Genomic DNA, 13287 nt, shown 5'->3' with positions numbered 1-13287 from the left:
CGACTGGCGGTGGGTGTCAGACAGGCCTTGAGGTCGCCCGTGCTGATGGTGGCCGCATCGACCAAAGCCGCCGAACAGCGGCTGGCGGAAATCGATTTTTTTTCCGGGGAAACGGGCAGCACCACCGTTCTCTTTCCCCCTTACAATATCTCCCCGTTCAAGTTCATGTCCTACCATAACGAAACAGCGGCCCGGCGCATCCGGGCCCTTTATGCCATGATCGAGGGTCAGCGGGCGCAGATCATGGTAACCACCGCCACGGCCCTACGCCAACGATTGATTCCCAAGTCCGTGTTGGCCGGCTTTGCGGAGTTGATCATCGCCGAAGAGGAGATCGAACCGGATCGCCTGGTGGCCAAACTCGTGGCCGGCGGGTACACCCGAAGCGTAGTCGTGGAAGAACCGGGCGATTTTTGTGTCCGCGGCGGCATCATCGACATCTTTTCGCCCCTTTATGAAAACCCCATTCGCATCGAATTGTTCGGCGACTTTGCCGAAACCATCCGCTTTTTTTCACCCGCCAGCCAGCGCAGTTTGGAGCACATACTCGAAGCGGTCATTCTGCCGGCGAGGGAAGTGACCCTGGAGAAAGCCCGGCTGGATGTGATCGTCGGCCGGTTCAGGGCACGCGCACTCGAACAGGAACTGCCGCGGACCACGGTCCGGAACATTGTGCAGCGCATCAAGGAGCAGGGCGTCTTTCCCGGCATCGAGAATCTCACCCCGATGATTTACGATCGCATGGACACGCTTTTCGACTACCTGCCGGCGGGCACGGTCATCATCGCCGACAATCCCGCCGAGCTCGCCCAGGTCGCCGCCAACAGCGCACAGCTCGCCCAGGACAACTATGAAAAAGCCTGCAGCGAGAGGCACCTGTGTGTGGAGCCGACAGACCTCTTTTTAAGTTGGGAAGAGACCTGTGCCGAACTGACCCGTCGAGAGGCCGTCTCCCTGGCGCCGCTGGCGGTGACCGGCAATGACGATCGTCTGGTCGCTCGTGTCGATACGGCAGACAACAGCGACCTGTTGCTGGCCATGCAGCAGGCCAGAAAGACCGACCAGCCGGCAGCCCCGCTGCTGCGGTGGATTGCCGCGCAACAGGATGCCGGTCGCACCATGGTGGTGGTCTGTGAGACCGACCGCCAGATCGGCCGGCTCTCTTCAATTCTTGCCCCCCATGGCGTTGTGGCGATCACCGGCCAACCGTTCCCGCAAAAGCGCCGGCCGGGAGGGCTGTTCATCTGCAGGGGCAGCCTTTCTGAGGGATTTGTCTGGCCGGCAGACGGCCTTGCGATAGCCACCGAAGCTGAAATTTTCGGCCCCCGCGCCAAGCGCCCCAGACGCAGTGCAACGACCGTGCAAACCGAATTGCTGGGCTTTGCCGACTTGAAGCAGGGGGACTTGGTGGTCCACGACGAACACGGCATCGGTCAGTACGAAGGGCTGATAAAACTGAGCCTGGAAGGCACCGTCAATGACTTCCTGCTGGTCGTCTACCGGGATGAGGATCGCCTCTACCTGCCCGTGGATCGCATGGGGCTGATCCAGAAATACATGGGGGTGGAGGGCATGATGCCGGCCCTGGACAAAATGGGCGGCCGATCCTGGGAGCGGGCCAAGGAGAAAGTACGCCGGTCTGCCGAAAAAATCGCCGGGGAATTGCTCAACCTCTACGCCCAGCGCAAGGTCAACGAAGGGCATGGGTACGGTGCAGTCGACCGTCATTTTGCCGACTTCGAAGCTGATTTTCCCTACGAGGAAACCCCGGACCAGCGCAAGGCCATCGATGATGTACTCGAGGACATGCGCAGCAGCACCCCCATGGACCGGTTGGTTTGCGGTGACGTGGGTTACGGCAAGACCGAGGTGGCCCTGCGAGCCTCCTTCCTGGCCGTCAGCGAGGCCAAACAGGTGGCCATGCTGGTGCCAACCACCGTGCTGGCCGAACAGCACTACGCCACCTTTGTCCAGCGCTTTGATGCCTACCCGGTAAAGGTGGCCTGCCTGAGCCGTTTCCGCTCACGAACCGAACAGCGCCGGATCGTGGAAGAGATAAAAAAAGGCACCGTGGACATCGTCATCGGCACCCACCGGCTGCTTCAAAAGGATGTCACCTTTGCCGATCTCGGGCTCTTCATTCTCGACGAAGAGCAGCGGTTCGGCGTTCGGCACAAGGAAAAGCTCAAACGGCTGCGATCCACCGTAGACGTGCTGGCCCTCACCGCCACCCCCATCCCCAGGACATTGCATCTCTCCATGATGGGCATCCGCGACATCAGCGTCATCTCCACACCGCCGGAGCAACGCCATGCCATCATCACTTACGTATGCGAATTCGATGACACGGTGGTCAGCGAGGCCATCCGCAGTGAACTGGCCCGCGGCGGACAAATCTTCTTCGTACACAACAACGTCAAGGCCATCGACCGCATGGCCGCCTATCTGCAGGAAAGGGTGCCCGAGGTCCGCCTGGCCGTTGCCCACGGACAGATGGCCGAAGACGATCTGGAAACGGTAATGATGCGCTTCATGAACCGGGAAGTCGACATGCTCGTGTGCACCACCATCATCGAGTCCGGCATCGATGTGGCCACGGCCAACACGATCCTGGTCAACCGGGCAGACCGGTTCGGCCTGGCCCAGATATACCAGCTGCGAGGCCGGGTGGGCCGTTCCGACGAGCAGGCCTATGCCTACCTGTTCATTCCCGAAGAAACCCGGCTGGGAAAGGATGCCCAAAAGCGTCTCAAAGTACTCATGGAACACAGCGATCTGGGATCCGGGTTCCAGATTGCCATGAACGATCTGAAAATCCGGGGCGGCGGCGCGATTCTGGGGGCGTCCCAATCCGGCCACATCGCCGCCGTTGGTTATGACATGTTCCTCAAGCTCATGGAAGAAGCCGTGGCCCAGATCAAAGGGGAGCCCATGACCGAAGGCCTGGAACCGGAAATCAACTTGCCCATGTCCGCCTATGTTGCCGAAGACTATGTGGTCGATATCGACCAGCGGCTGTCCATCTATCGCCGTCTGGCCAGGATGAGCGACCTCAAGGATATCGCCGCCATGAAGGCGGAGCTGGCGGATCGATTCGGCCCGATTCCCGAAGAGACGGAAAACCTGCTGCTAAAAATCATGCTGCGGGTGTTGTCGGTCCGCGCCGGGATCAAACGCCTGGACCTTTATGGCCAGCAGCTGTGCCTGGCATTCAGCGAAACCCATCAACAGCGGCCCCTGGGAATTGTCCAGATGATCACCAGCGGTAAACAACCCTACCAATTCACCCCGGACCACCAGTTCAAAGCCACGCTGGCCAAAGGGACTGCACGGGCCATGCTGGCCCAGACGAAAAACATCTTGATCGAAATAGCGCAACATGTTAACTCCTGAAGGCTTATGAGATCCATATTTAGAAAGTTTGCAATAAGTTATACCCAGCATAAAAAGCTGGCGAAGCGCGGCGGTTCGTCGTCGGCGAACCGTCTGTGTCGCCTCGTCTGTGGGTTGGCGATGGTTGCAGGGACGGGGTGTTCGGGGCCGGACCATCCATCGCAGCAGGATGCCGTGCTGATCCGCACCGATCAGCAGACCGTGACCCAAGCCCAGTTTGAACGCGCCTTTGAGGCCGCCCGGATTGCCTACAGCGACGACCGGTCGGTGGATCCACAGGTGATTGAAAATGCGCGACTGCGCTTGTTGAATCAGATGACCGAAGAGGTGATCATCGACCGCCGGGCTCACGAACTGGGCATCGTACTGGATGGCACCGAACTGGAGGCGGCGATTCAGGCCATCAAAAAAGATTATCCGGAAGACGAATTCGAGCAGATGCTGCTGGAGAGCGCTATTCCCTATTCATTGTGGAAGGACCGGCTGCGGGTGCGCCTGCTTATGGAAAAAGTGGTCGACCAGGAACTGGTTCAACCGGTAAACATTACCGCACAGGATATTGAAGCCTATTACAAAGCCCATGAAGAAGACTTTGCCGTCAAGGATGAAAGTCCGCCGGACACGGATTTGAAGCATCACATCGTTGAACGGCTGCGGCTCGAAAAAGTGGAAGCGGCTTACCCGCAATGGATGGACGGGTTGCGAGCGCGTTACGGGGTCGAGATCAACTGGAAACTGTGGGAACAGTCCCAACGCCCAGGCGCCGGTTCCGCCGGCCAGGGAGAGGAATAGTGGCCTTGAAGCGAAAGTTGTCACTGGGTATGCTGATCGGGATGGGGGTATTGGTGTTCACGGCCACGGCCACAGCCTCGGCGGCATCCGAGGTATTGGACCGGATCGTAGCGGTGGTCAACGAAGACATCATTTTGCTGTCTGAACTCGAGGATCGCATGGAACCCTATGCCCAGCGCATCCGTCAGCAGGGATTCGACCTGGACAAGGAGCGGCAGATGCTGTTCAACGTTCGCAATGAGATGATCAACCGCATGGTGGACGAAAAGCTCACGGATCAGGAGATCAAACGCAACGACATCCAGGTGGATGAAGCGGAAATTGACAGCACCATCGAACGCATCAAAACGGCCAACACGTTTACCGATGAAGATCTGCGCCGTTTTCTGGAACAGGACCAAATGACCATGGAGCAGTATCGTGAAAAAATCAGAGAGCAGGTCCTGCGCACCCGGCTGGTCAATTATCAGGTCAAGTCCAAGATTGTCATCACCGAGGAAGAAATCCGGGCCTACTACGACAGTCACCCCGAGATTTATGGCGGAAGGCTTCGTTACCATTTGAGAAATATCATCATGCGGATTCCGGATTTTGCCAGCGATGCCGAAAAGCGGGCGACAGGCGAACAGATGCAACAGATCCGATCACGCATCGACGCCGGTGAATCCTTTGCCGACTTGGCCCGATCCTACAGCCAGAGCCCGGCCGCTGAAAACGGCGGTGACATCGGTGAGTTTGCCAAAGAAACCCTTTCACCCAAAATTCAGGCGGCACTGGACGGATTGGCCCCAGGCCAGGCGACAGGCGTGCTGGATACAGATCAGGGCCTCCAACTTTTTTACGTGGAGGCGGTCACCCGGAGCGAGGGGAAGCCCTTGGATAGCGTCAAGGAAGAGATCCATCAGAAGCTGTTTGATGACGTGGTGGATAAAAAATTCCTCTCATGGTTGGAGGATTTGCGCAGCCAATCACACATCAAAATCATCAATTAGGATTGGTATCGAACGGACAAGACCAAGGGTCCTTGGATTTAGCGGTTCTCCTATAGGCTTTAAGATAATTAATTTGGCAAGACCAAAGGGAGGAGGCCGTACGATGATACTGCAGCGCCAGATAACACCGTCCAAATTAATTATCTTAAGGCCTATATATGGAATCGGAAATGAATCAGGATACATTCGGTGGCTATCTGAAAGCCTGCCGGGTGAAGCAGGAACTGGCGATTCAAACGGTCGCCGAAAAAACCAAAATCGCCATTCACTGCCTCAAGGCCATTGAAGAGAACGCCCATGACCGGCTTCCTCCCCAGGCCTACGTCAAGAGCTTCATTCGGACCTACGCCGATGCCGTGGGGGCCAACGCGGACGTCGCCGCCGAGTTATACCTGTCGGACCTGCAACGGCGGGAAAACGCCGAGCAGCACAAGCTGAGACGTCGGGAAAAACTGTGGGCCGTCCGACAGTCGATGGTGGCCGCGGGTGTTATCCTCGGCATTGTGTTCCTGCTGCGGTACACCGATTTTTTTATGGCCGCGGCACCGCTGCCAAACACAGCACCGCCGGAACGCATGACTCCGTCCGAGACGCCTGCTTCCGGAGCTGAGGCGGCCGCTGACCGCACCTCCGCTGCAAAGCCCCAGGCAACGCTCAAACTTCAGGTCAACGCCGTTGAGCAGACCTGGCTGAAGGTGATCGTGGATGGGCAGAATGCAAGATCCTATGATCTAAAACCCGGTGACCGCCTGGAATTGGAGGGAACCCACGGCTTCAACCTGATGATCGGCAACGCCACCGGGCTGCAGATTTTTCTGAACGAGCGACCGGTGAAAATCTTCGGAAGCAGTGGTCAGGTGGTGAGCCTGAAAATCCCATAAATTAACATGTTAGGTATAACCGCACCGACCACGCCGAAGACTTAACACCTAACCCTTTAAACGTAACCCTTTCATCCAATGCCACAGGACCGACAAAAAATTCTGACGATCAGCGTCAAACGGCTGTTGCGGCGGGGCGCCACCAGCCGGCTTCACAAAATCGTCAACAAAACCCACGGCGCGGATATTTCCATCCTATTCAGGAGCCTGTCGCTCCAAGATCAGCGGCTGCTGTTCGACATGATCGACGAGGTTGAGCAAAAGGGGGTTGTTTTCAGCGAGTTGGATGAAGACCTCTTTGTTGAACTCATCGACGGCATGGATCCGGATGAAGTCGTGGCCATTTTGGAGGACATGCCCAACGATGACGTTGCCGACCTGCTGAATCAACTCCCCGATGAAACCGCCAGCACCCTGCTCAAGCGCATGAAGAAAGAGGGGTCCGATGAGGTCGAGGACCTCATGCGCTTCGAAGACGATACCGCTGGTGGTATCATGAACCCTGACTTTATCGCCTTGAACCAGGAGATTACCGCCAAAGAGGCCATCGAGCGTATCCAGAAAGAGTTTGCCGATGTCGAGATGCCCTTTTATCTCTACGCGGTGGACGAATACGGCAACCTGGTGGGCGTCTGCTCCCTTCGGCAACTGGTGGTGGTCAAGCCCCATACCCCCTTGAAAGCCTTCATGACCACCGATGTCCTTTCCGTGCAGACCCACATGGACCAGGAGGAAGTGGCCAAACTGGTCGCCCGCTACGACATCCTGGCCGTTCCGGTGGTGGACGAAAGCAACCGGCTGGTGGGAATCGTTACCGTGGACGATGTCATCGATATTTTCCGCGAGGAGGCAACTGAAGATATACTGAAAATGGCCGGTGTGGGCGAAGAGTTCGTTGAAACCCAAAGCATCCTCAAAAGCACCCGCATCCGCCTTCCCTGGCTCTTCGCCAGTTGCCTGGGTGGTATATTCGCTTTTTACGTCATCGGACAATTTGAAGAGAGTCTGAACAAACTTACTTACCTGGCCGCCTTCATTCCGGTCATAATGGGCATGGGCGGCAATATCGGCACCCAGTCCTCCACCATCGTGGTGCGCGGACTGGCCACCGGGCGCTTAAATATCCGGGACATCGGGTCGGTGGTGGGCAAAGAACTGAGCGTAGGCTTGATTTTGGGTCTCGTCTACGGCCTGCTCATCGGGTCAGTGGCCCAATTGCAGTACAGCACGCTCATGCTGGCGCTGGCGGTCTGCTTGGCCGTCGTCTGTTCGATGTCCGTTGCCGCCCTGGTTGGATCGTGCGTGCCCATGCTGCTGGCCCGGATCAATATCGACCCGGCCGTCGCCACCGGTCCGTTCGTGACCACCTCCGTCGATATCATCAGCGTCTACTTTTACTTTACCATCGCCACCAGGTTTCTCGGCGTCTGAAATCATGACCAGCCTGAACACACCTGCTATCCTGCTTCGTCGGATCGAGTTTGGAGACTTCGATCTCATCGTCACCCTGTTCACCCCGGCGCACGGAAAGACCAGCGCGATTGCCAAATCCGCAAAAAAGAGCGTCAAGCGATTTTCTGGGGTGCTGGAACCCTTTTCCCGGCTCAAGGTGGTGCTGGCCCAAGGCAAAAGCAAAGGCATGCCGGTGCTCCAGGAGGCCTCTCTGGAAGACCCGTTTTTCAAGATTCGCGAAGACGCCATTAAAACCGTCTATGCCAGCTACTGGTCGGAATTGATCTATTTGTGGATGGCCGATGGAGAACCTCAGGAGCCTCTTTATCGGCTGATCTCGCATGTGCTGGCCGAACTCAACCGTGGTGAGACGCCGGTGGAAGTGCTCAGCATCCTGTTTCAGATGCGTTTTCTGTCACTGGCTGGTTTTCGTCCCAATTTCGACCACTGCCATAGCTGCAAAACCTGCCTGGACCAGATCCGGCATGCGTCGGTGGTCTCGGATCCGTCCACAGGGGGAATTGCCTGCCCGACCTGCGGGATCCCGACCAACGGCCGGCTGAAGATTTCTAAAGGTACGTTGAAACAGCTCATGTGGACTGACGCCGGGAGCCTGGAGCGGGCCGCCCGAGTCCGGTTTGCGCCAACGGCCATCTCCGAGGGGTTGAATTTTCTGGAAGCCTTCGTTCCCTTTCACACCGGCAAGTCCCCGAAAAGTCTGAAGGTACTTCGGGCTGTCCGGCAAACAATGGGTGGCAGGGTAATACCGGTAGCGGCAAAACCATGAGGGTGTGATTTTTTATAAAATAATTACATAGTGTTATGTTTTAGGTGATCAGTGTTCAGTTAAGGATTGGAATCTAGGCAAATCAACAAAACCCATCGACTTCACACTTAATACCTAACCCACTAATTTTTAATGTAAATGGATAATCATGGCAACCCAGACCGACCCAATGACACTGGGCAATATCAGATCGCTGCTGGAAAGCCACCGCATCGACGCGTCGGCGCCCTGCCGCATCGATTTCGGGGGAACCTTGGACATCAGCAGTTTTCATTATCCGCTGAGGCACGTGGTTCCAACCACGGTAAATATCGCCTTGGATCGACGAACTACCGTCCGCCTGCATCCGCATTCCGGCGACCAGGTTCGGATTTCCTCAGCCGGCCTTGCCAAAGCGGAATATCATCCACTAACGGCCCCCTATGATCATCCCCTGGGGCTCATGTTCGCCCTGGCCGACTATTTTCATGTCAGCGGGGTCCATATTGATATCCAGTCCACTTCACCCACGCGCAGCGGGTTGGGGGGGTCGTCGGTGGCTGCCGTCGCCCTGATCGCCGCTTTTTCCAAGGCGCTGACGGCCATGGGCAAAAAAGGAATCCCCCGGGACCGGATGGTGCTTCTGGCCCACGCCGTCGAACAGAGCGTAGCCGGTGTGCCCTGCGGCCTCCAGGACCAACTGGCCGCCGCTTTCGGCGGGGTCAACGCCTGGACCTGGCCGGCGGAACCGGGCCTGCCGCCCTTTACCGGAAACCCCCTGTTGGAGGGTGAAGCGCTTCGTCGCTTGGAACGCCACCTGCTGGTGGCGTACCTTGGCGTCACCCATGTATCCAAGGATGTCAACAGCACCTGGGTCAGACAGTTCATCAGCGGAAACAGCCGTGAAAACTGGCATGAGATCGCCCGCTTGACCAGGGATTTTGCTGGAGCGATCATCCGATGGGACATGCGGGCAGCCGCCGATGCCATGAACCGGGAGACGGCCATTCGCAAGGCCATGACACCGCAGGTGCTGGACGACATGGGCGACCGGCTGGCAGCCGCCGCTGTAGAAGCCGGATGCGGTGCCCGGTTTACCGGAGCCGGCGGCGGCGGCTGTCTGTGGGCCATCGGCGCGGCCGCCACCATGGCAGCCCTAAAGCCGGTATGGGAAAAGCTTCTTTCAGAGCGGCCCACGGCCGGATTGCTCGCCTGCGGTGTAGACACCAACGGGGTCATGTAAACAACCCCGTGGGCGATGGTGTTGGCCCCGTTTGCAGGGTCCGCATCAGCGCCCGGGCGGTCGAATTGGAAAAAGAAAGCCTGCATGTATGACAAGCTGGGTCTTGTTAAACCCCAACGATAATGCTACGTAGATCGCTTATCGGACACCGTGTCATAATCTGGGGATTCCAATCGATTATTAATCTTATCAACCGTTTGACCATCGATACGGACAGTCGAGGAAATACGCATGAATTTTCAGGATGTCATTCTCACGTTGGATCGGTTTTGGGGGCGCAAGGGTTGTGTGGTGGTTCAGCCCTATGATTTGGAAGTAGGCGCCGGAACCTTTCACCACCACACCACCTTGAAGGCATTGGGCCCCGAGCCGTGGGATGTGGCTTACGTCCAGCCATCCCGGCGGCCCACCGACGGACGCTACGGGGACAACCCCAACCGCCTTCAGCATTACTACCAATACCAGGTGCTGCTCAAGCCGTCCCCCACCAACGTTCAGCAGCTCTACCTCCAGAGCATGAAGGCGCTGGGCGTGGACCCGCTGGAGCACGATATCCGCTTCGTTGAAGACGACTGGGAATCCCCCACCCTGGGTGCTTCCGGCTTGGGCTGGGAGGTGTGGCTGGACGGCATGGAGTGCACCCAGTTCACCTATTTTCAGCAGGCCTGCAGCATGGAACTATCACCCATTTCAGTGGAACTGACCTACGGCCTTGAGCGCATCGCCATGTACCTCCAGGGCGTCGACAACGTCTATGACCTGATGTGGAACGACACGGTTTCCTATGGTCAGGTCCACCACCAGCAGGAGGTGGAGCAATCCACCTACAACTTCGAGAAAGCCGACGTAAACATGCTGCTGGACCTGTTCAATCGTTACGAAGCCGAAGCCGGACGGATTATCGAGGAGGGTCTGGTGCTTCCGGCCTATGAGTTCACCCTCAAGTGCAGCCACACCTTCAACCTGCTGGACGCCCGTGGCGCCATCAGCGTCACCGAACGGACCGGTTATATCGCCCGGATCCGGAACTTGGCCCGGGCCTGCGGCATGGGCTACTTGAAGCAACGTGAAGCCATGGGATTTCCGCTCCTGAAAAAAACGGCATGATGGACGGACAGCCAATGGGCGTGGAACGAACATCGAACGTGAAATCGTGATCGAGGTGAATATGGACACCCTACTTCTAGAAATCGGCGCCGAAGAGATCCCGGCAGGATACATTCGGCCAGCATTGGATGCCTTGGCCCAGAACCTGATCAAACGGCTGGACGGGGCCCGCATCGGCCACGGGCAGGCCCTCACCTGCGGCACGCCCAGGCGGCTCACGGTAACCGTGGATCAGGTGGCACCCAAGCAAGAAACCATTACCGAAGACCTCATGGGCCCGCCGGAAAAAATTGCTTTTGATGCTCATGGCAAACCCAGTGTGGCGGCGGTTAAATTCGCAGAAAAAGCCGGCGTGGCAGTCAAACGATTGAAAGTGGTCCAGACGGACAAGGGCCGGTACCTGAGCGCCCGCAAAACCAACCGCGGACAGGCCACCGTCAAGCTGTTAAAATCTATCCTGCCCGAGGTGATCCTGGCCACCCCCTTTCCCAAGAGCATGCGCTGGGCGGATCTCTCGATTCAGTTCGCCCGACCCATCCAGAGCATCGTGGCGCTTTATGGCACGCGGCTGGTTTCGTTTACCCTGGGCGGGCGGATCAAAAGCGGCCGACAGGCACTGGGCCATATGTTCATGAGTCCGGGCAAAGTGACGATCCCCTCCCCGCAGGCCTACGTGCAGACCATGGCCTCGGTGAATGTAGTGGTGAATATCGCCGAACGCAGGCAGATGACCGCAGCGGCCGTGATGGCAGCGGCGGCTGACATGGGTGGACGGGTGCTCCCGGATGAAGAACTGCTGGACATCGTCACCAATCTGGTGGAAACCCCCATCGCCACGGCAGGCCGGTTTGACGACATCTTCCTCGAGGTTCCCAAGGAAGTTCTCATCACAGCCATGCGCGAGCACCAGAAATACTTTGCCGTGATCGACGCGGCGAACCGGCTGATGCCTGGCTTCATCGCCGTCAACAATACCCGCACCCGGAACATGGACCTGGTGGCCACTGGTCACGAACGCGTCCTGCGAGCCCGGCTTTCCGATGCCCGCTATTTCTACACTGCCGACATCAAGGTACCCATAGAAGTCTGGGTGGAGAAACTCAAAGGCGTGCTCTTCCAGGCCAAACTGGGCAGCATGTACGACAAGGTAGTGCGGGTGAAAAGCATCGCCGGCTGGTTGGCCGATGCCGTTAACCCGGCTGAGAAAGAGAAGGTGACCCGCGCGGCTTACCTGTGCAAAGCAGACTTGGTCAGTCAGGTGGTCGGGGAATTTGCCAAACTCCAGGGAATCATGGGGCGGATTTACGCCCAGGCGGCCGGCGAGGAGCCGGATGTGGCCTCCGCCATCGAAGAGCACTACCGGCCGACCCACAGCGGCGGACAATTGCCGGAAACTGAAACCGGCGCCCTGCTCTCCATCGCCGAAAAGATCGATTCCATCTGCGGTTGCTTCGCCGTCGGCCTGATTCCCACCGGCGCGGCAGACCCCTATGCCCTTCGGCGCCAGGGCATCGGCATCCTGCAAATCATGCGCAGCCGGAATATCAATGTCTCACTCGCCGAACTGGTGGAAAAGGGAGTCTCCCTGTTCACCGACAAGCGGACCGAACCGGCGGCCCAAATCGCGGAGGCCGTCTTGACGTTTCTGAAGAACCGCCTCGCCCGTCTGCTGGCCGACGAGGGACGATCCAAAGACATCATCACCGCTGTAACCAGCGTCTCGTCGGACCGTATCCCCGACGTGGAAAGACGGGTTGGCGCACTGGAAAAGCTCAAGGGTGAACCGGGCTTCGACCCCTTGGCCGCGGCGTTCAAACGCGTGGAGAACATCCTTAAAAAGGCCACGGAAACCAGGGCCGATGCGGTCGACCCGACCCTGTTCACACACGCCTCGGAAGGCGACCTGCACGCCGCCTGCCAGCGGGTGACGGCTCAGGTGGCCCGGCTCATGGGCCGGGGGGACCTGGACAGCGCCCTGGAGGCCATCGCCACCCTGCGTGATCCGGTGGACACCTTTTTCGACATGGTCATGGTCATGGCCGATGAAGACGCCATTCGCCGCAACCGCCTGGCGCTGCTGGCATCCATATCGGCCGTTTTCGGGCAGATCGCCGATTTCTCGCAGATATCGACCTGACCCGGACATGCCGGGTCAATTAAGGTATTGGGAATTGGGGCATTAAGGGATTGAAAAGAGATCACAACGGTATTCATTCCTCAATTCCAGAATCCCTCAATCCCACAATTCTATTTTAGGAGGAACCAATGCCCTTCGATCCAAACAAAGACAAGGTGCTTAAAAAATGGAAATGCCCGGAAACCGGGCTGTTGGTCACCATCAATCGCTACGATCAGGGTGAAGCCAAGGTGCAAATCGGCCCCCGAATCCTCAAGAAACAGGACGGCAGCGACCGGGCCCCGGTGAAGGCCGGCCGCCTGACCACTGAAGATATCCTCTGGCTGTATGACATCATGGATGAAATCAAGGATGAACTGACCGACCTGCAGCGACCGACATGACCTGCCAACTGCACCGGGCGGTTGGCGTGGCGCGCACCGCCGCCCTACGATACATTTCACCTCTTCCTGAACGAAAGCATATCTGCGGACCCTTCCGTTCTATATCCAAGTTGGACGTCTAAGGTTCGAGATCATGCGTTT

General features: G+C 57.8%; 10 protein-coding genes. All 10 read left to right on the top strand.

The features are described from left to right. Nucleotides 1–3393 (top strand): transcription-repair coupling factor (gene mfd, locus ABYV26_RS10190; RefSeq protein ID WP_372680651.1); only part of this gene is annotated, 3393 nt, incomplete at its 5' end. A gap of 6 nt (nucleotides 3394–3399) precedes the next feature. Further along, nucleotides 3400–4185, top strand: coding sequence for a SurA N-terminal domain-containing protein (locus ABYV26_RS10185; protein ID WP_372680649.1), 786 nt, complete (start codon nucleotides 3400–3402; stop codon nucleotides 4183–4185). Between the two features lie 5 nt (nucleotides 4186–4190). After that, nucleotides 4191–5177 (top strand): SurA N-terminal domain-containing protein, encoded by a 987-nt coding sequence (locus ABYV26_RS10180; RefSeq protein WP_372680647.1) that lies wholly within the window; start codon nucleotides 4191–4193, stop codon nucleotides 5175–5177. Nucleotides 5178–5347: 170 nt separating this feature from the next. Further along, nucleotides 5348–6058 (top strand): helix-turn-helix domain-containing protein, encoded by a 711-nt coding sequence (locus tag ABYV26_RS10175; RefSeq protein ID WP_372680645.1) that lies wholly within the window; start codon nucleotides 5348–5350, stop codon nucleotides 6056–6058. 78 nt (nucleotides 6059–6136) lie between these two features. After that, the gene (gene mgtE / locus ABYV26_RS10170; protein ID WP_372680643.1) at nucleotides 6137–7489 is read left to right on the top strand and encodes a magnesium transporter; all 1353 of its coding nucleotides are present in this window, start codon (nucleotides 6137–6139) and stop codon (nucleotides 7487–7489) included. Between the two features lie 4 nt (nucleotides 7490–7493). After that, a complete protein-coding gene (gene recO / locus ABYV26_RS10165; protein ID WP_372680641.1) occupies nucleotides 7494–8297 on the top strand; it encodes a DNA repair protein RecO in 804 nt (267 codons plus the stop codon). A 148-nt stretch (nucleotides 8298–8445) separates the two neighbouring features. Continuing rightward, nucleotides 8446–9519 carry a galactokinase gene (locus ABYV26_RS10160; protein WP_372680639.1) on the top strand — a complete coding sequence of 358 codons (1074 nt, stop codon included), beginning with the start codon at nucleotides 8446–8448 and terminating at the stop codon, nucleotides 9517–9519. Nucleotides 9520–9750: 231 nt separating this feature from the next. Continuing rightward, nucleotides 9751–10626: a glycine--tRNA ligase subunit alpha gene (gene glyQ / locus ABYV26_RS10155; protein ID WP_372680637.1), complete on the top strand. Its 876-nt coding sequence runs from the start codon at nucleotides 9751–9753 to the stop codon at nucleotides 10624–10626. A gap of 61 nt (nucleotides 10627–10687) precedes the next feature. Next, nucleotides 10688–12763 (top strand): glycine--tRNA ligase subunit beta, encoded by a 2076-nt coding sequence (gene glyS, locus ABYV26_RS10150; RefSeq protein ID WP_372680635.1) that lies wholly within the window; start codon nucleotides 10688–10690, stop codon nucleotides 12761–12763. Between the two features lie 128 nt (nucleotides 12764–12891). Further along, nucleotides 12892–13146, top strand: a complete 255-nt coding sequence (locus tag ABYV26_RS10145) for a hypothetical protein (RefSeq protein ID WP_372680634.1) — start codon at nucleotides 12892–12894, stop codon at nucleotides 13144–13146. Nucleotides 13147–13287: the final 141 nt, after the last annotated feature.

Source organism: Desulfosarcina sp. (genome assembly GCF_041551955.1).
Taxonomy (GTDB): domain Bacteria; phylum Desulfobacterota; class Desulfobacteria; order Desulfobacterales; family Desulfosarcinaceae; genus Desulfosarcina.
The sequence above is the reverse complement of the archived record's forward strand: the minus strand, read 5'-3'. Positions and strand labels throughout refer to the sequence as shown.